Source organism: Micromonospora sp. 050-3 (genome assembly GCF_046549335.1).
In the GTDB taxonomy this organism is placed as follows: domain Bacteria; phylum Actinomycetota; class Actinomycetes; order Mycobacteriales; family Micromonosporaceae; genus Micromonospora; species Micromonospora trifolii.
Genome location: NZ_JAJPVX010000004.1, coordinates 14,973 through 35,018 on the forward strand (window position 1 = coordinate 14,973; position 20,046 = coordinate 35,018).

The following is a 20,046-nucleotide window of genomic DNA, read 5'->3' on the forward strand; positions in this document are numbered from 1 at the left end:
ATGAATCAGGGGCCGCAAGTGCAAGATCGTGGGGTGTGGCGGGCGGGGTCGTACGATCGCAGCCATGAGCGGGCACGTGACGGGGGCGGTGGCGGCGCTTGCCGACGAGTTACCCCGCTGGGTTTCACTGCTGCGTGCGCCGAACCCGGGGCCGATGACCCTCGACGGCACCAACACCTGGGTGCTGCGCGCCCCGGCGGCCGAGTCCGGCATCGTGGTCGACCCCGGGCCGGCGGACGAGGGGCACCTGACCCGGATCGCCGAGCACGGCCCGGTCGGGCTGATCCTGATCACCCACGGCCACGCCGACCACACCGAGGGTGCAGCCCGGCTGAGTGAGCTGCTCGGCGGCGTGCACGTGCTCGCCGTCGACCCGGCGCACACCATCGGCGGCGAGCCGCTGACCGAGCCGGGCGAGCACTTCGGCGGCTTCGGTCTGACGGTCCGTCTGCTGGAGACTCCGGGGCACACCGCCGACTCGGTCTGCTTCCTGGTCGAACACGACGACGAGCGGGTGGTGCTCACCGGTGACACCATCCTCGGCCGGGGCACCACCGTGGTCGCCCACCCGGACGGGCACCTCGGTGACTACCTGAGCAGCCTGGAGTTGCTGTCCGCGTACCGGGGGATCCCGGCGCTGCCCGGACACGGCCCGGCGCTGGCCGACTGCGCCGCCGCTGCCGACTTCTACCTCGCCCACCGCCAGGCCCGGCTCGATCAGGTCCGGGCGGCGGTCGCCGCCGGTGCCCACACCCCTGCGGACGTGGTGGCGGCGGTCTACGCGGACGTGGACCGCTCGCTCTGGTGGGCGGCCGAATGGTCGGTCCGGGCCCAGTTGGAGTATCTGGGCGTCGACACCGGGGAATCCGCGCCCGGGGTCAGTGGGTTGGAGCACATGTGACCTGCCCCGTGTGTGGAACCGTTGCCGTTCCCGGCGCGCGGTTCTGCCACAACTGTGGCGCCGCGCTGCCGGCCGCCGCCACGTTGCCGGCGGCCGAGCGCCGGGTGGTCACCGTGCTCTTCGGTGACCTCTCCGAGTTCACCTCCTGGTCGGAGGACCTCGACCCGGAACGCGTCGGCGCGGTCACCGACCGGGTGCTCGCCGCCCTCGCCGGTGCGGTGAAGACGTTCGGCGGGCACGTCGACAAGCTGACCGGTGACGGCATCATGGCGGTCTTCGGCGCCCCGGTGGCGCACGAGGACGACGCCGAACGCGCCGTCCGGGCCGCCCTGTCCATGCAACGGGCCGTCCGCCGGGTGCTCGACGACGAGCGGGGCGGCGGCGCCCCGCTCGGGCTGCGGGTCGGGCTGAACACCGGCGACGTCATCGCGGGCATCCAGGCCGCCATCGAATACACGGTCATCGGCGACACTGTGAACACCGCGGCCCGGCTCGCCGACGCCGCGGCTGTGGGAGCCGTCTACGCCGGTGGACGCACCGCCGCGGCCACCAGGCACGTCGCCTCCTGGCGGGCGCTGCGCCCGCTGCGGCTCAAGGGCAAGCGTGAGCCGGTCGAGGCGTACGAGCTGCTGGGTCTGCTGGACGCGCCGGGCACCCGCTCGGGGCTCGGCGACGAGGCGCCGTACGTCGGCCGGGAGACGGAGATCGGTCGGGTCGCCGGCCGGCTCGCCGAGGTGATCGACCAGGGCGACCCACGGGTGCTGCTGATGACCGCCGAGGCGGGCATCGGCAAGTCCCGGTTCGCCGCCGAGGTGGAGCGCCTCGCCGCCGGGTACGACGTCGGTGCTGGCCGGTACGCGGCGCACACCGGGGCCCGGGTGCTCTCGGTGCGCTGTGCCGCGTTCGGAGAGCGGCGACGGCTCGCGCCCCTGGCCGACCTGGTGCGGGCCGCCGTCGGCCTGCCCAGCGACGCGTCCACAGCGCTGACCCGCCCGGCGGTCGAGGAGCGGCTGCGCCGGCTCGGGCAGCGGCTCGCCCGCTCCGGTGCGGAGACACCGCCGATCGCCACGGAGCAGCTGCTCGCCCTGCTCGGCTACGCCGAACTCCCAGCGCACGGAGGCACCGACAGCGGCGAGTGGGGCGGATCGGGCACTCCGGCCGCGGACGCCGAGGTGGTGCCGAACGCTGTCGCCGACCTGCTCAGCGGTCTCGCCTCGGAGGCGCCGCTGGTGATCGTGGTGGACGACCTGCACGACGCCACCGCCGAGACGATCAGTGCCCTCGGTTTGACCCTGTCCAGGCTCACCGGCCCCGTGCTGGTGCTGCTGCTCGGCCGCCCCGAGTTGGTGCGTACCGCTGGCGCGCTGACCCGGGTCGCGGACGCCGAGGTGCACTCGCTGCCGCCGCTGCGCGGTGCCGACGCGGCCCGGCTGCTCACGACCTACCTCGGTGGCGGCAAGTTGCCGCAGGCCGACACCGACAGGTTGCTCGCCACCGCGCAGGGCAATCCGTTCTACCTGGCCGAGCTGGTCACCCTGCTGATCGAGCGGGGAGCGCTCACCACCGAATCGGTGCGCGGCGCCGCCTCGGCGCGGGGTGCCGCCGCGGAGCGGCCGGGCTCCGGCGAACGGGAGCAGAGCGGGTCGACCGGCTGGCGGTTGGTGCCCGGTTCGTTGGGCAGCCGGCTGCTCTCCCGGGACCTCGCCGCCGTGCTGGCGGCCCGGATCGACGCGTTGCCGCCGGACGCCCGGTCGGTGTTGCGCGACGCCGCGGTCACCGGTGACACGGTGCCGACCGGCGCGTTGGAGGCGATGCGGGAACAGCGCGGCGGTCGCGACGGCCGGCCGTCGGCAGTGGTCGCTGTCGAGCTCGACCGGGCGGTCGAGGAGTTGCTGCAACGCCGCATGCTGCACCGCTCGCGTGCCGGTTACTCGTTCGCCACCCCGCTCATGCGGGAGGCCGCGTACGCCGGGGTGAGCAAGGCCGAGTTGGCCGAGCGGCACGCCGCGCTGGCCCGCTGGGCGGCACCGGCGGACGAGACCACGCCCAGCGCTGTGGGCGGGTTCACCGACGAGGCCCGGGACGACTTCGTGGCGATGCACGTCGAGCGGGCCGCCACGCTTGCCGACGCGGTGAAGCTGCGCCCGGACGCGCCGGCCCGGGCTGTCGTTCCGCTCGGCGTCGCCGCGCTCGGTCGGGCCGCCCGCCGGTTGCTCTCCGCCGGTGAGCCGGCAATGGCCGTCGAGTACGCCGAGCGCGCCACCGAACTGGCCCGCGACGGAGTGCCGGCAGTCGATCGGGTGGTGCACGCGCGGGCGTTGCTCCAGGTCGGCCGAGTCTCCGACGCGTTGGCGTACGCCGAGAAGATCGCCGCGAACGCGGGGGACGAGGTCACCCGGGTCAGCGCCCTGCTGTTGGCGGGGCAGGCCCAGGAGACCCTCGGCGACCAGGCCCGGGCGGTGACCGCCTGGCAGGAGGCGTTGCAGGTGGCCACCGAGGGTCGGCTGCCCACGCAGCGCGCCACGGCGATGCGCCGGCTCGGCATGGCCGACTTCGTGGCGGGGCGGCTGAGTCAGGCGAGCAGCCGGTTGGCGGCCGCGTACCAGGTCAGCCTCGGCGCGCAGGACCGACGCGGGCAGGCGTGGTCCCTGCAGAACCTGGCCTGGGTGACCACCACCCGGGGTGACTTCGCCGGCACCGACGCGGTGCTCGGCCGGGCCGCCCGGCTCTTCGCCGAGCTGAAGGACCCGTACGGGCGGGCCTGGCTGCGCGGCACCACGGCGTTCGCCCGGCTGCTCGCCGGCCGGCTGCGCGAGGCGTGTCGGATGGCGCAGGTGTTCCTGCCGTTCGGCGAGCGGGTCGGTGAGGCGTGGGCGGTGGGCACGTTGCGCGCGGTGGCGGCGTTCGCCACGGCTGAGCTGGGTGACCTGGCCGAGGCGGACCGGGAGGCCCGGCGGGCGTACCGGGAGTTCGCCGCCGCGTCCGACGACTGGGGGCGTGGGTTCGCCCTGGTGGTCAGGGCGGTGGTGGCACGCGGGTTGGGTGAGCCGGAGCACGCGGCGGACCTGCTCACCGACGCCCTGGCGTACGCGGAGCGCACCTCGCATCCGCTGCTCACCGGGATGGCCGGCACACTGCGTGGCTTCGTCGCGTTGGACATGGGCGACTGCGAGACGGCCGAGCGGGTGGCCCGCGCGGTGCTGACCGCCGTGGAGCCCCACAACCCGCAGGCCCCGGCGCAGGTGGCGCCCCGGGTGTTGCTGGCGACGGCCCGTCTCGCCGCCGGCGACTCGGCTACCGCGGTCGGGCTGCTCGCCCCGGTGGCCACGGCCGCCGCGAACGCACCCTCACTGCTCTTCTCCCGCCGCCAGACGATGGCCCAGTACGCTGCGGCGCTGCTCGCGCACGGTCAGCGGGAGCAGGCGTTGGACTGGGCCCGCCGGGCGGTCACCGCACCGGCCGAGGACGTGCGCAGCCAGGTGATCGCGGCGCGTGTGCTGGCCGAGGCGTTGGCCGCCTGCGGTCGCCCGGCGGAGGCGCTGTCCTGTGCGCAGGAGGCGGTCCGCCTGGCGTACGCCACCGAGCAGCGCAGCGAACGCGCCGCAGCCGACGCCCTCCACACCCGCCTGACCGCCCTGGTCTAGCGCCTTCGCTGCCCCACCCCTCACCCTCCGCTGTTGATCAAGAGGTTTGCGTCAGCAATCGGGTCTTCGATGACCGAAATCTCTTGATCAACGTGAACCAGGGCGGGCAGTTTGCCGGTTCTGGGGATGTGGTGGTCGGGGTGAGCGGCTAGCGTGTCACCACCGCGTACGGGTCCACAGTGGTGACCGTCGCCGTGCCTGGGGAGGCCCTTCATGAAGCTGCCGCGATCCATCGCGGGCTGGACCATCGCGGTCTTCGGCGTGTTGGCGCTGGTGATGGGCGCGGTTGGGCTGCTCTGGCCGGAGGCGCAGCTACGCATGCTCGGCTTCGAGGTGCCGGCGACGCGAGCCGTCGGTGACCACACCGGGACGTTCCTGCTGGCGTCCTCGATGGCGGCGTTCAACATGGGCGTCTACTACCTGCTCGCCACGGTGACCGAGTGGCGGGCGTTCTACCGGTTCACAGTGGTCTTCCGGCTGGTCACGTTCACCGTGTTCACCATCGCGGTGCTGGCCGACATCGCTCCCGACCGGTTCTTCGGGGTGGCGGCGTGGGAAGGCTTGGGAGCCGTGGCCACCGCCATCGGTCTGCGTCTGGACGCCCGCCGGGGCATCCCGGCCGGCGGGGTCGGATCGTCCGAGGGTGTCGGGACGACTGCGGTCGCCGAGGAGGGTACCGGTCCCGCCGGTGCGGCTCCGGCGGACGCGGTGCGCTGAGCCATCGGTCGGGTTGGGTATTTTCGAGCGGTGACCGACACCCCGACCGGCGGCCTGCCAGTGCCGATCGTGCCCGGCCTGACTGATTTGCGGGTCTTTGCCCGGGGCGGGTACGCGACCGTCTACCAGGCCACCCAGATCTCCGTGGGTCGTGAGGTCGCCGTCAAGGTGGAGAACCGGACGCTGGACAGCGAGCGGGATCAGGCCCGGTTCCTGCGCGAGGCGCGGGCGGCTGGCCGGATGTCGTCCCACCCGCACGTGGTGGACCTCTTCGACGTGGGGGTCACCGTCGATCAGCACCCCTACCTGATCATGGAGCTCTGCGACGGCTCGTACGCCGAACGGATGCGCCACTCGCCGCTCGGCCCGGTGGAGGCCCGCGACCTCGGCATCAAGATCGCGGACGCGCTGGCCCACTCGCACGCCGCCGGGGTGCTGCACCGGGACGTGAAACCGGCCAACATCCTCTACTCGCCCTTCAACTCGGCGGTGCTCGCCGACTTCGGGCTCGCCGTCCTCGCCGAGCACCGGGACGCCTCGGTCACCCTGGAGGTGCTCACCCCGGCGTACGCGCCGCCGGAGATGTTCAGCCACAGCCCGCCGTCGCCGGCCGTCGACGTGTACGCGCTCTGCGCCACCCTCTACGCGGTGATGCACGGCCGGCCGCCGCGCTGGCAGTCCGAGCGCAACCCCAGCCTGGTCACCGTGCTGGAGATGTTCAACCAGCCGCTTCCCGCCCTACCCGGGGTTCCGGACGAGCTGATCGACGTGCTGCGCGTGGGCATGGCCAACGATCCGGGCGAGCGCCCGTCGGCCCTGGAGTTGCACGACCTGCTCACCAGCCTGCCCCTCGGCTCGCCGGCGACACCTGTCAGCGGCGCTCCGGTCAGCGGTGCCGCGACGCTCTCCGGCCCGTACGCGGCCAGCCAGCCGGTGCCCCGATCGCCCATCGAGGACACCCAGCGAGCGGTTCCCGCCGGTCGGCGTTGGCGGCGCTGGCTCTTCGGCGGCGCCGGGGTGCTCGCGCTCGCCGCCTCCGCGACCGCCGGGGCCTGGGTCGCCGACCGGGCGCCACCACCCGCCCCGTACCCGTCGGCCACCCAGATCGCCGCACCGGCGACCGGGCCGTTGCCCGGCTGCGCGACCGGCACCGGTGCACCCACCGCCCTGCCCGAGGGTGCCCGGTGTCTGCCCGAGCTGGAGTGCTTCGGTCCGATGCGGATCCGTGGCAGCCGCGCCGAGGCGGCTCGGCTGTCCTGCGCCGGCCGACACACCTGGGAGACGTACGCCGAGGGCATCCTGCCGGTGTCGCTGGTCAGGGCCGACTACGACGAGGTGGCCGCCGCCGAGCCGGTGCGTCAGGTGTGCAGCGCCACGACGTTCCGGTTGACCACCGGGATCGCCGAGGCGACCGGATGGCACCTGGAGGTGCTACCGCCGATCGACGGCAGCATCGACCGGACCTACCGGTGTCTGGCGGGCCGCGGCGTGGACGCGCTATCCGCACCCACGCTCACCGGCCGCTGAGCCCGTTCGACCCGCGTCGGCGGTCACGCACCGCACGCAACGCGTCTCGGGGGTCCAGGGCGTCGAGGGTGTCCGCGTCGATCCCGTACGGCATCAGCTCGGGCGGCCCGAGGGCAGCCGACCGGTCCGCCGGCTCGGGATCGTCGACCTGGCGAGCGGCGGAGACCGCCACCCCGGCAATCATGGTCATTAGCACGCAGAGTAGCGCGAGAACCACGCCGAGGAGGTCCTGTCGGCGCCACACGACCAGCATGACCAGCGGCGCAAGGGCTCCCAACGCCGCGAGCACAGCGACCGTGCGCGCATCGGGTCTGGACAATCGGCTCACCTGTCCAGCATGTCGTGACGAGGCCGACTGTCAACCGCAGAGCCGACCGCCGCGCCGATGGGCGTCGATCCGAGCGGCCCACTCGACATGGATCATCGCATCCACACGGATTCGACAAGAACGGCTACTCTCGGTGTTCCGCAGGCTCTTCCGGCAGCGAGGTCGCCCATGAACTCAGGCAGTTCGCAGTTCCGGCTCCGCTCGATCGCGTCGACGCTGGCGGTCGCTCTCACTCTCGTGCTCGCCGCCGCAGCCGGTTGCGACAGCCGGAGGGAACCGGACCTGCCTTCCGTGCAGGAGAAGATGCGCGAGACGCATATCTACGGTCAGTCGAAACTGCGGGTCGGTGTCGCCACCAACGAGCCGTTGATGAGCGAGCTGCGCAACGGCAAGCCGGTCGGCTTCGACGTCGAGATCGCCCGATACATCGCGGCCTCCCTTGGCTACGAGGGGGATCAGCGGCTGGAGTTCGTACCGGTGGCCACCGAGGAACGGATCCCCGCGCTACAGGGCGGGACTGTCGACCTCGTGGTGTCCAGCTTCTCCATCACCGAGGAGCGCAAGAAGGTGGTGAGCTTCGCGGGGCCGTACTTCGTCACCACGCAGGAGGTGATGGTGCCGGCCCGGCTGAAAGGCAAGATCAGCACGATTGAGGACCTCCGTAACCCGGACTACAAGATCTGCACGAGCGGCGGCTCCACCTCCGAGGCGGAGCTGGGGAGCCACCAGGTCAAGGCGCTGGTCGTGAAGACCGTTGGGGACTGCGTCGCCGGCATCCGAACGGGCCGCTACGACGCGGTCAGCTCCGACGAGACGATCCTCGCCGGTTTCCTGGCGCGCCACCCGAAGGAGTTCGAGATCGTCGACATGCCCTTCGGCACCAGCGAGTTGCTGGGCATCGGCGTGCCGATCGGTGATCCCGCCCTGCGCGACCTGGTCGCGTTCTTCCTGCAGAAGAGCTACCAGCAGGGGCGCGACGATCAGGCGACCCCCTGGCAGACCGCGTACAACCGGACCCTGGGCCCCTGGCTGAAGGCCGAGAAGCGCCAGCCGCAGCCGCTGGAGGTGCCGAAGCTTGTCGACTTCGACGACAAGGCACCCGCGAAGTGAGCGCGGCGCCGACCGCCACCGGCGGCGACGGGCCGGTCCCGCCGCCCCGCACGTCAGTGCCCGGCGGCGCCGCGTCGACAATCGACGGTACGGCCGCAGCGTCGCCGGCCGTCGATCGTCCGCCGGCCGGCGCGGAAGGTGGGGTTGCTTGGCCGGCTGCCGTGCCGGTAGCCGAACCGGCCGAGCCGGTCGTCGCCGCGGTCGAGCCCGGGCGGGTCCGTTGGGATCCGGCGGAGCGCCGCGCCCGCGCCAGCCAGTCGTTCTGGACGGCAGTGGTGGGCGTACCGGCGATCTTCTCGGTGCTCCGCCTCGGTGTGGAGGCCGGCGGGGAGCTCCAAACCACGCTGCTGCTGGTGGCCAACGTCGGGCCGGTCAACCTGCTCGCCGGGTTCCTGACCACTGCGGCCCGGCTGCTCTCCACCGGGCTGGTCGCCGTCTTCGCGCTCGGCGCGGTGCTGGCCGTCAGCGCGGATCGGCTTCCGCCGGGCACCCGTCGCCGCCCACTCTTCGCCCGCTGGGCCGACATCACCCCGGCCTGGGTGGTGCTGGCCAGCTTCCTGCTAGCCCTGATCACCTGGCCGTTGCTCTACCTTCCGCTGCTGTTGCCGGCGTTCGTGGCCGCGTTCCAACTGCGCCCGGGGCGGCTGCACGAGCGGGTGGTGCCTCGGCTGCTGCTGATCGGCGCGCTGCTGGCCGGGTACGGCTGGCTGATGCTGCCCACGATGCGCGACGCGATGCGGCAGGGCGACGAGTGGCTGGTGCTAGTGCTCATCGTGGTGCCTCCGCTGCTGGCCCTGTTCATCGCGGGGCCGCTGCCGGGCATGGTGATCCGACCGCTCGCGTCGGTGACCGAGGTGGCGGTGCTGGCCACCTTGATCTGGGCCGCGGTGCCGGTGATCACCACACCGGTGTTGCCGCTGACAGTCACCACGGTGGGCCCGGAGAGTGGGCCCACCGAGGACGTACGCGGACACGTGGTCACCACCGACGACGTCAACATGGTGATCCTTCAGGAGCGGGGCGGCGTCCGGTACGTTCCGGTCGGTCTGGTCCGCGCCCAGGTGCTCTGCCCGAGCGAGGAGGAGTTGCCCCGCCACCAACTGCGCATTCACGACTTCCACGTCGAGGATTCGCTGTTGGAGGGCATGGGTCGTCGGGTCCGCCCGGTCCACCGCATCGACGCCGCCTGCCGTACCCCGGCCTGACGCCCGTCTGAGGAGGGCAGCGCGTCGCCTACCGTGCCCGGCGGTTGGCCCGCACGAGCGCGACGGTGGCCAGCGGCACGCTGACCGCCGCGAAGGCCGCGACCCCGGCGAGCAGGTAGGCGGTGCTGTGGTTCTGCGGAGCGCGGCGGTCGGCCACCTCCGCCTCCGGGTCCTGCGGGTCGTAGACGATCGGAATCTCGTCGCCCACCGCCGGAGCAGCACCCGGAGGCTCGTCGCCCTGACCGACAAGCGTCTGCGCCCGCCGCCCGTCCGGGGTCTCGAACTCGACGTGGATACGGCCCTTGTTGACCTTGACGACCTGGGCGGTGGCCTGCACTCCCCGATCCTGTAGCGCCTTGTCGTTGCTCCACACCGTCCAGGCGGCGATGGCGAAGCCGATGACGACGACGAGGCCGAGCCCGGCGAACAATGGTGCCGGCGGGCGACGGGTTCGCAGCAGATCCATGCCGCTCTCCATGTCCGGCGGGGCGGGCCGGTAAACACGATAGGAATCGCGGCGAGACCGCTGCCGTATATACAGTCGCACGGTATATGCTGCGGCAATGGCGAAGGCTTCCCTGCACGAGTCCACCTATCTGATCCTTACCGCGCTCGTCGAGGCTCCACGGCACGGTTACGCCGTCCTCGAGGAGGTCCGCCAGATCTCCGATGGGCGGGTCGACCTGCGCGCCGGCACCCTTTATGCGGCCCTCGACCGGCTGCGGACCGAGGGCCTCATCGACATCGAGCGCGAGGAGCAGGTGCAGTCCAGGTTGCGCCGCTACTACCGACTCACGGCGTCGGGGGCGCAACGCCTGGCCGAGGAGTCGGCGCGTCTGCGGAGCAACGCCGACGCGGCGAGCGTGCGACTGCGCCGCGCCGGTCTCATCGTCGACGGGGGTGCGGCATGACGTTGGAACACGGTTACCGGTGGCTGCTGGCCTGTTATCCCCGCGCCTACCGTCGGCAGTACGAGGACGAGCTGATCGGGGTGCTGCTGGACGACGCGTCACCGGGCCAGCGCAGGCCTGTGCCGCGAGACGTGCTCGCCCTGCTCGGCGGGGCGTTGCACGCGCATGTCCGCCAGGCTGGTGCGCGATTCTCGGGCGATGCGTGGCGGGAGGCGGCACAGGCGCTCGGCCTGATCGCGGCGTTGATGTTGTTCGTGCGGGATGCGCGCGTTCCGGTGCTGCACCTCGCCATGTTCGCGGACAGCTATCCCGAGGGGTTAGGAGAACCGTTCGTCCTCTGGCCGGTCGGTTTCGTGGCGCTGCTGTGGCTCACCGTGGCGGTGTCGGCCGTGTTCGGGTGGGGCCGGGCAGCAGCCGCGATCGCCGTCTGTTGCGCGGCGTTCGAGGTGGTGCGGGTCGCCGAGGATTACGGGCAATATTCCACGGTGCGCAATCTCTGGCCCGCCGTGCTCGCCGCGATGGTTCCGCTGGTGCTCGCCGTCCGTGCTCCCCGTTCCGCGACGGCTTTCCTCGCGCGCTGGCGGCTCGGCACGCTGGCGGCGGCGACGCTGGTCAGCGTCGGTGCTCCGAGCATCGCCCAGGTGACTGGTGCTGATGACTCGACGACTCCCGTTTACGGCACGTTGATCTTCACCGCCGCCCCCGGCCGGATCGAGGCAATCCTGCTGACGGCGGGATACCTACTCTTCGCCCTTGCCATCCTGTCGACGCCGGCGGTGTTACGGCGGCGCCTGCTCGCGCTTGTGGTTCCGGTGGCTGCCACGCTGCTGCTCACTCGGGTGGGGCTCGGCACCACTGGGACGTTCCTGGAGCGCCCCTCCCACGACGGTGTCCTCGCTGCGCTCACCCCGGCGCAGTGGCTGGTGTTGGCGCTGACGCCTGCGCTGTTCTTCGCGGTGGCCGTGGCGGTCCTGCACCACCGGGAGCGGCCGGGCAGCCAAGGAGCGTGAGGCGGCCGCGCCACGCGGGATCGACTCGGTTTTCAGGAAGTTGGGGGGTCCTTGGCCCTCGGACCCCCCGGATTCAAGAAAACCGAGTCGACCTTGCGGCAGCGTCAGTACGACTTGTCCTGGCCGAGGACGTGTTGGGCCACGAAGTTGAGGAGCATCTCGCGGCTGACCGGGGCGATCCGGCCGGCCCGGACCGCGCCGAGCAGGGTCGCCACCCCGTACTCGGTGGTCATGCCGGCGCCACCGAGCACCTGCACGGCGGTGTCCACGGCGAGCGCGGCGGCCTCCCCGGCCGCGTACTTGGCCATGTTGCCAGCGACCCCCGCCTCCAGGTCACGGCCGGCGTCGTACAGGGTGGCCGCCTTCTGGATCATCAGGCGGGCCAGCTCCACCTGCACCGCCGCGTGTGCCAGCGGGTGCGACACCCCCTGGTGCGAGCCGATGCTCCGACCACCCCAGACCTTGCGGGTGGCTGTGTACTCACTGGCCCGCTCGATGGCGTACCGGCCGGTGCCGGCACCCATGGCGGCAACCGTGATCCGCTCCGGGTTGAGCCCGGCGAAGAGGGCCGGCAGCCCGGCGTCCAGCGACTCACCGAGCAGCGCGTCGGCGGGCACCCGCACGTCGTCCAGGTAGAGCAGGAACTGGTTCTCCGGGGACACGATCTCCATGTCCAGCTTGGACCTGGTCAGCCCGGCCGCGTCGGTCGGCACCAGGAACAGCGCCGGCTTGAGCTTCTGCGGAGACGCATCCGCTGAACCGGCTGGGCCGTCATCGACGGCGACACGGGCCACCACCAGCACGTGACCGGCCTCGTCGACGCCGGAGATGTAGCACTTGCGGCCGTTCAGCAGCCAGCCGTCGCCGTCGCGGCGAGCCACGGTGCCGAGCCGGTGGAAGTTGGAACCGGCCTCCGGCTCGGTGATCGCGAAGACGATCTTCTGGGAGCCGTCGGCGAGGCCCGGCAGGTGCCGCTTGCGCTGCTCCTCGGTGCCGTGCCGACTGAGCACTGTCGCCGCGATGGCGGGGGAGACCACCAGCAGCAGCAGCGGGCAACCCGCCGCCGCCAACTCCTCGCAGACGATGGCCAGCTCGGTGATGCCGCCGCCCCCGCCGCCGTACTCGGTGGGGATGTTCACCCCGAGGTAGCCGAGCCGTCCGGCCTCCGCCCACAGTTCGGTGGTGTGTTCGCCGGCCCTCGCCTTCTCGACGAAGTAGGAGTGGCCGTACCGGCGGCCCAACGCCCGCACGGCGTCGCGCAGCTGGTCCTGCTCGGGGGTGAGGTCGAAGGTCATCGGGAGTCCTTTTCGTCGACAACGGCCAACACGGCGCCCGTCTGCACCTGACCGCCGGTCGGCACCGGCAGCTCGGCGACCACACCGTCGATCGGGGCGAGCACGGGATGTTCCAGCTTCATCGCTTCCAGCGTGAGCAGCGGATCGCCGGCCGCGACCCGCTGGCCGACCTCGACGTGCACCCGGGTCACCACGCCGGGCAGCGGCGCGAGCAGTGACCCGGCCGCCACCGCCGCTGTGGGCAGCGGGAGACGCGGCAGCTCGGCCAGGCTCGCCGCCCCGTCCGGGCCGTCCACGAAGACAACCGACCCCACCCGGTGTACGCGGTACGCGCGTCGAACCCCGTCGACGTCGAGCACCACCCGGTCCGGGGTGGCCTCGACCAGCGCCACGGTGGGCGCTGCCGGCCGCTCGGCGCCGGGGTCCTTCGTCGGCGTGCTGGACCAGTCGGCGAGCCGGCCGGTCCGGTCCAGCCGGTAGCGGATCTCAATCTCGTCGCCGTCCGGCCCGACGAAGCGGCTGACCTGGGGGACGGCGGGCACGTTGCGCCAACCGGAGGGGAGCCCGGAGAGCACCGGCGCGGTCGCCCGGCGCTGGGCGGCGCCCGCCAGTGAGGCCGCGAGGGCGGTGAGTGGGACCTGGTCGGCGGGGAGCAGCGGGGCGAAGACCTCCGGGTGCCGGTCCAGGAAACCCGTGTCGATCTCCACGGCGGCGAACGCGGGGCTGCGCAGCACCCGGACCAGCAGGTCCCGGTTGGTGGTCACCCCGTGCAGCTCGGCCCGGGTCAGCGCGCCGGCCAGCAGACGGGTCGCCTCTGCGCGGGTACGACCCCAGGCGATCACCTTCGCGAGCATCGAGTCGTAGTGCACCCCGACCACCGACCCGGCCAGCACACCCGAGTCGAGTCGCAGGCCCGGCCCGGCCAGCCCACCGAACTCGGTCGCCACCGCGCCGACGCTGAATCGGTGCAGGGTCCCGGTGGCCGGCCGCCAACCCGCCGCCGCGTCCTCGGCGCAGAGACGTACCTCGATCGCGTGCCCGGTGCTCGCCGGCAGGGCCGCCGGCAACGGCTCACCCTCGGCGACGAGCAGTTGCAACCCCACCAGGTCCAGCCCGGTGCACAACTCGGTGACCGGGTGCTCGACCTGAAGTCGGGTGTTCATCTCCAGGAAGAAGAACTCACCACCCGGGGCGAGCAGGAACTCCACGGTGCCCGCGCCCAGGTAGTCGACAGCGCGTCCGGCGGCCACCGCCGCCTCGTGCAACGCCGTTCGCACCCGGTCCGGTACGACAGCCGGCGCCTCCTCGACGATCTTCTGGTGCCGCCGCTGGATCGAGCACTCCCGGTCGCCGAGAGCCACCACTCGACCGTGGGCGTCACCGAAGATCTGCACCTCGACGTGCCGCCCTCGCTCGACGTACCGCTCGATGAAGACAGTGCCGTCGCCGAACGCGGCAGCCGCCTCGCGGCGCGCGGAGGCCACGGCCTCGGCCAGTTCGTCGGCGGTCCGGACGATCCGCATGCCTCGGCCACCACCGCCGGCGGACGCCTTCACCAGCACCGGGAAGTCCGCGATCCCGTCGGTGTCGGTCCAACTCGGCAGCATCGGCACGCCCGCCTCGGCGAGCAGCGCCTTCGCCGCCAGCTTGTCGCCCATCGCGGCGATCACCTTGGCCGGCGGGCCGACCCAGGTCAGACCAGCGTCGGCCACCGCCGCCGCGAACTCGGCGTTCTCGGCGAGGAACCCGTAGCCGGGGTGGACGGCGTCCGCGCCGCTGCGCCGGGCCGCGTCCAGGATCAGGTCGACCCGCAGGTACGTCTCGGCCGGCGAACTCCCCGGCAGGCGTACGGCCTGGTCGGCCTCGGCCACGAACGGCGCGTCGGCGTCCGCGTCCGAGTGCACGGCGACGGTCTGCACGCCGAGCGCTCGGCAGGTGGCGAAGACCCGACGGGCGATCTCGCCCCGGTTGGCAACGAGCAGTCTGTTGATCATGGTGCTCTGAGCCTGCCTTTCGTTCGCGACTGCGGGACTTCGCTTCGCTGCGTTCCTCGCGCTCACGGTGCCTGCCTTTTGTTCGCGACTGCGGGACTTCGCTTCGCTGCGTTCCTCGCGCTCACGGTCTACATCCGGAAGACGCCGAAACCGTCGGCGCCCTTCACCGGCCCGTTGTGGATCGTCGAGAGGCAGAGCCCGAGGACGGTCCTGGTGTCCCGGGGGTCGATCACCCCGTCGTCGTAGAGCCGGCCGGAGAGGAAGAGCGCTCCGGACTGCGACTCGATCTGCTGCTCGACCATCATTCGCATCGCCGCGTCGGAGTCCTCGTCGTAGTCGCGCCCCCGTGCGGCAGCCGCCTGTCGGGCCACGATCGACAGGACCCCCGCGAGCTGCGCCGGGCCCATCACCGCCGACTTCGCGTTCGGCCAGGTGAACAGGAACCTCGGCTCGTACGCCCGGCCGCACATGCCGTAGTTGCCGGCCCCGTAGGAGGCGCCCAGGTTCACCGTCAGGTGTGGCACCGTCGAGTTCGACACCGCGTTGATCATCAGGGCGCCGTGCTTGATGATGCCGCGCTGCTCGTACTCGGTGCCGACCATGTAGCCGGTGGTGTTCTGCAAGAAGATCAACGGGGTATCCGAGGCGTTCGCGAGCTGGATGAACTGGGCCGCCTTCTGCGCCTCCGCGCTGAACAGCACCCCCCGGGCGTTCGCCAGCACCCCCACCGGGTAACCGTGCAGCTCGCCCCAACCGGTGACCAGCGCGTCCCCGTACGCCGGCTTGAACTCGTCGAAGTCGCTCCCGTCGAGTATTCGGGCCAGCACCTCCCGGGGGTCGAACGGCACCTTCAGGTCGGCGCTGGTGATGCCGAGCAACTCCTCCGGGTCGTACTTCGGCGGCTGCGGCACCGCCGTCCGCGGCGACGGGCCCTGCTTGCGCCAGTTCAGCCGGCGGACGCACTGCCGGGCCAGCCGGATGCCGTCCCGCTCGTCGGCGGCCAGGTAGTCGGCGAGCCCGGACGTGCCGGCGTGCATCGCCGCGCCGCCCAGCGACTCGTCGTCGGTGACCTCGCCGGTCGCCATCTTCACCAGCGGCGGACCTGCCAGATAGACCTGTGACCGGTCCCGAATCATGATCACGTGGTCGGACATCCCCGGCACGTACGCGCCGCCGGCAGTGGCGTTTCCGAAGACCACGCTGACAGTGGGGATGCCGGCCGCCGAGAGCCGGGTGAGGTCACGGAACACCCGACCACCGGGGATGAAGATCTCCGCCTGGGTGGGCAGGTCCGCCCCGGCCGACTCCACCAGGTTGACCATGGGCAACCGGTTGGCCAGGGCGATCTCGCCGGCCCGTCGGGTCTTCGCGAGGGACCACGGGTTGACCGCGCCGCCGCGTACCGTCGGGTCGTTGGCGACGATCAGGCACTCCACGCCCTCGACCACCCCGATGCCGGTGACCACGCTGGCCCCGACCGGGAAGTCCGAGCCGTACGCGGCGACCGGCGACAGCTCCAGGAAAGGGCTGTCGGCGTCCACCAGCAGCTCGATCCGCTCCCGGGGGAGCAGCTTGCCGCGGGCGTGGTGCCGGGTCACGTACTTCTCGCCACCACCCGCCCGTGCCTGGTCCAGCGCGGCGTCCAACTCGGTCAATCGCTCCAGCAACGCCACCCGGTTCGCCAGGTACGAGGACGCGGACGGATCGACAGCGCTGTCCAAGGTGGTCATAGGCCCATGCCCTTCGCGATGATCTCGTTCATGATCTCGGTGGTGCCGCCGCCGATGCCGAGGATCCGCGCGTCGCGGTAGTGCCGCTCCACCTCGGCTTCGCGCAGGTAGCCGAAGCCGCCGTGCAACTGCAACGCTTGGTCGACGACGTGGTCGCAGGCGGCCACCGCCACGTTCTTCGCCATCGCCACCTCGGTCACCACCGGCTCGCCGGCCGCTACCCGAGCCGCGACCACGTGCACGTAGGACCGGGCCGCCTCGGCCCGGGTGTGCATCTCGGCCAACCGGTGCCGGATCAACTGCCGGCTGGCCAGCGGACGCCCGAAGGTCTCCCGGTCCCGGCACCAGCGCACCGCCAACTCGACGCAGCGCTGCGCTGTCGCGTACGCCTGGGTCGCCAGCGACAGCCGCTCCGCCGCGAAGTGCTGCATGATCGCCAAGAAGCCGGTGTTCTCCGCGCCGATCCGGTTGGCGACCGGCACCCGCACGTCCGCGAAGGACAGCTCGGCGGTGTCCGAGCAGTGCCAGCCCAGCTTCTCCAACCGGCGTCCCACTGTGAACCCGGGCGACCCCTTGTCGATGACCAGCAGGGTGAGTTCGCCGCTGCCGGGGAAGTCGGTACACACCGCGGTGGTCACGAAGTCGGCCCGGTGCCCGCTGGTGATGTACGTCTTCGACCCGTTCACCACGTAGTGGTCGCCGTCGCGGCGGGCGGTCGTGCGGATGCCGGCCACGTCCGAACCGCCGTCCGGCTCGGTGATGGCCAGCGCGCCGATCATGGTCCCGGACAGCGTGGGCCGCACGTACCGCTCGATCAGGCCGTCGTCGCCGGGGGACGAGACACCGCCGAGCCGACCGCCCAGCGAGCCACCGGTGCGGGCACCGGCCGCAGCTACCATGTGCGGCAACGCGATTCCGTGCGTGAACAGGGCCGCCACCAGCCCGGACGAGCCACCGGATCGGATCAGCTCCTCGGTCACGATGATCGAGTCGAGCAGGTCACCGCCGCTGCCACCGACCGACTCCGGGAAGCCGATGCCGAGCAGGCCGAGCTTCGCGGCTGTCGCGTGCAGAGCCCGGGGCACCTCGCCGGCTCGCTCCCAGTCGTCCAGGTGCGGCAACACCTCCCGGGTCACGAACGCCCGGGTCAGCTCGCGCAGTTGCCGGCGCTCCGGCGTGTCCACGATGCTCACCGGGCCTCCGCCGGAGGGTCGGTCGGTAGGTCGACGATCCGGGCGCGCAGCAGCTCGCCGAGCGCCTTGGCCTGCGGGTCGAACCGGGTGGACGCGGCCACCCCCGCGCCGAGCAGGCCCTCGATCACGAAGTTGACAGCGCGCAGGTTCGACAACTCGTAGCGCCGCACCGACAGCGGCGCGGTCTCCGGCACCAGCTCGGCCAGCCGATCGACCGTCAACCAGGTCCGCAGCCACGCGTACCCGGCGTCGGAACGCGCCCAGACACCGAGGTTGGCGTCCCCACCCTTGTCCCCGGAGCGTGCGCCGACCACCTCACCGAGCGCCCCGCGCCGGGTCGGGCCCTCGACCGCCGCGTCGTCACCCGCTGTCGAGTCGTCCCGTGTGGCGGGGGCGGTGCGGATCGGCGGGGCGATCGGCACCCGCTCGCCGCCGGGCAGCACCGCGACGTGCGCCACCGCATCCTGCGGCACCGCGTCGGCGGTGAAGACGCCGTACGGTGTCGCGTCACCGGGCAGCGTGGTCAGCGTGCAGCCCGGGTACGAGGCCAGAGCCAGCTCCACCGCGGCGGCCGAGAACGCGCGCCCGGCCCGCGCCTTGTCGCCGTCGCGCAGGTGTACGTGCAGCAGGGCGCTGGCGGCCTCGGTGTCGGCGGCGTCCGGATGGTCGGTCCGGGCCAGCGTGAACTCCAGCCCGTCCTTGCCCACCGCCTCCTCGACCTGCCCACGGACCAGGGCCGCCTTGGCCTCGATCTGCAGACCGCAGAGGACGAACGTCATCGAGTTGCGGAAGCCGCCGAGGTTGTTGACGCCCACCTTGAGCGTGGGTGGCGGCGGCGTGCCCCGTACGCCGGAGACCCGGACCCGGTCCGGACCGTCGGGGTGCAGCGTCACGGTGTCCAGTCGGGTCACCACGTCCGGCCCCAGGTACGACGGCCCGCCGATCTCGTAGAGCAGTTGGGCCGTGACCGTCTCCACTGTGACAGCGCCGCCGGTGCCCGGATGCTTGGTGACCAGCGACGAGCCGTCGCTGTGCACCTCGACGATCGGGAACCCGGGCCGGTGCCCGCCGTCGGGCAGTTCGGTGAAGAAGCTGTAGTTGCCGCCGGTGACCTGCGCGCCGCACTCGACGAGGTGCCCCGCGACGGTGGCCCCGGCCAGTTCGTCGAGGTCGTCGCGCCCCCACCCGTACCGGGCGATGGCCGGGCCGACCACCAGCGACGCGTCGGTGACCCGGCCGGTGACCACCACGTCCGCACCGGCGTCCAGGCAGGCGGCGATCCCGAACGCGCCGAGGTAGGCGTTGGCGCTCAACGCGTCCGGTCGCTGGATCGTGTCGCCCTCGACGTACCCGACCTGGGCCGGCAGGCCGAGCCGGTGGGCGAGCTTCTCGATGGCGGCGGCCAGGCCGGCTGGGTTCAGCCCGCCGGCGTTTGTCACGATCCGCACCCCGCTGTCGAGGGCGGTGCCGAGGCAGGTCTCCAGTTGCCGCAGGAACGTCTTCGCGTAGCCCAGGTCGCTGTCGCGCAGGCGGTCCCGGGCGAGGATCAGCATGGTCAACTCGGCCAGGTAGTCGCCGGTCAGCACGTCCAACTCACCGCCGTCGAGCATCTCCCGCCAGGCGGTGAACCGGTCGCCGTAGAAGCCGGAGGCGTTGCCGATGCGGATCATGCCCGTACGCCGCTGCGGCCGGCCGGCTGCCGGCCGTCACCCGGCGGCCCGGCGAAGGCCTGTGCCACGTCGAGCCACTCGTCAGCGACCGGCCCGGTGGCGACCAGAGCGAGGTCCGCGCGGTGTCGGCGCTGGGTGACCAGCAGGCAGAAGTCCCGAGCCGGGCCGGTGACCCGGTCGGCGGCGTCCGTCGGACCCCAGCTCCACGTCTGCCCGTCGGGCCCGACCAGCTCGACCCGGACCGGCGCCGTCGGTGCCTCCCGGCCGTGCGCGGCGAAGCCGTGCCCGAGGGTACGCACGCCCAGGTGCGCCACGTGCCGAAGCCGGTCGCTGTCGGGGCGGACCACGTCGAGGGCGTCGGCCACGTCCGCGCCGTGCGCCCAGGTTTCCATGATCCGGGCGGTGGCCATCGAGGTGGCCGACATCCGGGTGCCGTACCAGGGCAGCTTGCCGCCGGCCGGAACGGCGGCCAGTGCGTCGACGAGCGCTGTGCGCCCGGCCCGCCAGCGGGCGAGCAGCTCGGCCGGCGGGGCGAGGAATTCCTCGGCGCCGACGTCGACGAGTCGGGTCACGTCCGGTGCGGCGGTGACAGTCGCGTAGAACGCCTCGGGGTCGGTCGCGGCCAACAGCGCGACGTGGTCGGTCCAGGCGAGGTGGGAGATCTGGTGCCCGATGCTCCAGCCCGGCGCGGGGGTCGGTCTCGCCCAGTCGGCTATGGGCAGTGGCGCCACCAGGGCGTCCAGCTGGGCGGACTCGTCGGCCAGGTCCGTGAGCAGGTCGCTGAGGTCGACCATTGTGCCTCCGGTCGGTG

Annotated in this window: 16 protein-coding genes; 8 read left to right on the forward strand and 8 right to left on the reverse strand. The window is 72.4% G+C overall.

The window, feature by feature from the left end:
- The first annotated feature begins 64 nt into the window (after positions 1 to 64).
- From ACLJOK_RS32225 to ACLJOK_RS32240, 4 genes are all read left to right on the forward strand, one after another.
- Positions 65 to 901: an MBL fold metallo-hydrolase gene (locus tag ACLJOK_RS32225; protein WP_410822257.1), complete on the forward strand. Its 837-nt coding sequence runs from the start codon at positions 65 to 67 to the stop codon at positions 899 to 901.
- Positions 898 to 4,545 carry an adenylate/guanylate cyclase domain-containing protein gene (locus ACLJOK_RS32230; RefSeq protein ID WP_410822258.1) on the forward strand — a complete coding sequence of 1,216 codons (3,648 nt, stop codon included), beginning with the start codon at positions 898 to 900 and terminating at the stop codon, positions 4,543 to 4,545. Before ACLJOK_RS32225 ends, ACLJOK_RS32230 begins: the two co-directional genes overlap by 4 nt.
- Before the next feature lie 213 nt (positions 4,546 to 4,758).
- Complete coding sequence (locus ACLJOK_RS32235) at positions 4,759 to 5,262, forward strand: hypothetical protein (RefSeq protein ID WP_410822259.1); 504 nt, start codon at positions 4,759 to 4,761, stop codon at positions 5,260 to 5,262.
- 30 nt (positions 5,263 to 5,292) lie between these two features.
- Positions 5,293 to 6,789, forward strand: a complete 1,497-nt coding sequence (locus tag ACLJOK_RS32240) for a serine/threonine-protein kinase (RefSeq protein ID WP_410822260.1) — start codon at positions 5,293 to 5,295, stop codon at positions 6,787 to 6,789.
- Here ACLJOK_RS32240 and ACLJOK_RS32245 read toward each other — a convergent pair.
- Positions 6,776 to 7,108 carry a hypothetical protein gene (locus ACLJOK_RS32245; protein ID WP_146754555.1) on the reverse strand — a complete coding sequence of 111 codons (333 nt, stop codon included), beginning with the start codon at positions 7,106 to 7,108 and terminating at the stop codon, positions 6,776 to 6,778. The two genes, ACLJOK_RS32240 and ACLJOK_RS32245, sit on opposite strands and share 14 nt — an antisense overlap.
- A gap of 177 nt (positions 7,109 to 7,285) precedes the next feature.
- On the opposite strand from ACLJOK_RS32245, the gene ACLJOK_RS32250 reads away from it, so the two are divergent.
- Entirely contained in the window at positions 7,286 to 8,227 is a 942-nt protein-coding gene (locus ACLJOK_RS32250) for a transporter substrate-binding domain-containing protein (RefSeq protein WP_410822261.1), read from the forward strand.
- The gene (locus ACLJOK_RS32255; RefSeq protein ID WP_410822263.1) at positions 8,224 to 9,432 is read left to right on the forward strand and encodes a hypothetical protein; all 1,209 of its coding nucleotides are present in this window, start codon (positions 8,224 to 8,226) and stop codon (positions 9,430 to 9,432) included. The genes ACLJOK_RS32250 and ACLJOK_RS32255 overlap by 4 nt, the downstream gene beginning before the upstream one ends.
- 28 nt (positions 9,433 to 9,460) lie before the next feature.
- On the opposite strand, the gene ACLJOK_RS32260 is transcribed toward ACLJOK_RS32255, so the two are convergent.
- Positions 9,461 to 9,898, reverse strand: a complete 438-nt coding sequence (locus ACLJOK_RS32260) for a DUF3592 domain-containing protein (RefSeq protein WP_410822264.1) — start codon at positions 9,896 to 9,898, stop codon at positions 9,461 to 9,463.
- A 97-nt stretch (positions 9,899 to 9,995) separates the two neighbouring features.
- On the opposite strand from ACLJOK_RS32260, the gene ACLJOK_RS32265 reads away from it, so the two are divergent.
- Positions 9,996 to 10,343: a PadR family transcriptional regulator gene (locus ACLJOK_RS32265; RefSeq protein WP_410822265.1), complete on the forward strand. Its 348-nt coding sequence runs from the start codon at positions 9,996 to 9,998 to the stop codon at positions 10,341 to 10,343.
- Entirely contained in the window at positions 10,340 to 11,353 is a 1,014-nt protein-coding gene (locus ACLJOK_RS32270; protein ID WP_410822266.1) for a hypothetical protein, read from the forward strand. The genes ACLJOK_RS32265 and ACLJOK_RS32270 overlap by 4 nt, the downstream gene beginning before the upstream one ends.
- A gap of 104 nt (positions 11,354 to 11,457) precedes the next feature.
- Here ACLJOK_RS32270 and ACLJOK_RS32275 read toward each other — a convergent pair whose 3' ends face one another.
- From ACLJOK_RS32275 to ACLJOK_RS32300, 6 genes are all read right to left on the reverse strand, one after another.
- Positions 11,458 to 12,648, reverse strand: a complete 1,191-nt coding sequence (locus ACLJOK_RS32275; RefSeq protein ID WP_410822267.1) for an acyl-CoA dehydrogenase family protein — start codon at positions 12,646 to 12,648, stop codon at positions 11,458 to 11,460.
- Positions 12,645 to 14,642 carry a biotin carboxylase N-terminal domain-containing protein gene (locus ACLJOK_RS32280; protein ID WP_410822268.1) on the reverse strand — a complete coding sequence of 666 codons (1,998 nt, stop codon included), beginning with the start codon at positions 14,640 to 14,642 and terminating at the stop codon, positions 12,645 to 12,647. The genes ACLJOK_RS32275 and ACLJOK_RS32280 overlap by 4 nt, the downstream gene beginning before the upstream one ends.
- 128 nt (positions 14,643 to 14,770) lie before the next feature.
- Positions 14,771 to 16,372, reverse strand: coding sequence for an acyl-CoA carboxylase subunit beta (locus tag ACLJOK_RS32285; protein WP_410822269.1), 1,602 nt, complete (start codon positions 16,370 to 16,372; stop codon positions 14,771 to 14,773).
- Positions 16,369 to 17,565 carry an acyl-CoA dehydrogenase family protein gene (locus ACLJOK_RS32290; RefSeq protein WP_410822270.1) on the reverse strand — a complete coding sequence of 399 codons (1,197 nt, stop codon included), beginning with the start codon at positions 17,563 to 17,565 and terminating at the stop codon, positions 16,369 to 16,371. Before ACLJOK_RS32290 ends, ACLJOK_RS32285 begins: the two co-directional genes overlap by 4 nt.
- Positions 17,562 to 19,235: an acyclic terpene utilization AtuA family protein gene (locus tag ACLJOK_RS32295; protein ID WP_410822271.1), complete on the reverse strand. Its 1,674-nt coding sequence runs from the start codon at positions 19,233 to 19,235 to the stop codon at positions 17,562 to 17,564. Before ACLJOK_RS32295 ends, ACLJOK_RS32290 begins: the two co-directional genes overlap by 4 nt.
- Complete coding sequence (locus ACLJOK_RS32300) at positions 19,232 to 20,029, reverse strand: TIGR03084 family metal-binding protein (RefSeq protein ID WP_410822272.1); 798 nt, start codon at positions 20,027 to 20,029, stop codon at positions 19,232 to 19,234. The genes ACLJOK_RS32295 and ACLJOK_RS32300 overlap by 4 nt, the downstream gene beginning before the upstream one ends.
- Between the last annotated feature and the right edge of the window lie 17 nt (positions 20,030 to 20,046).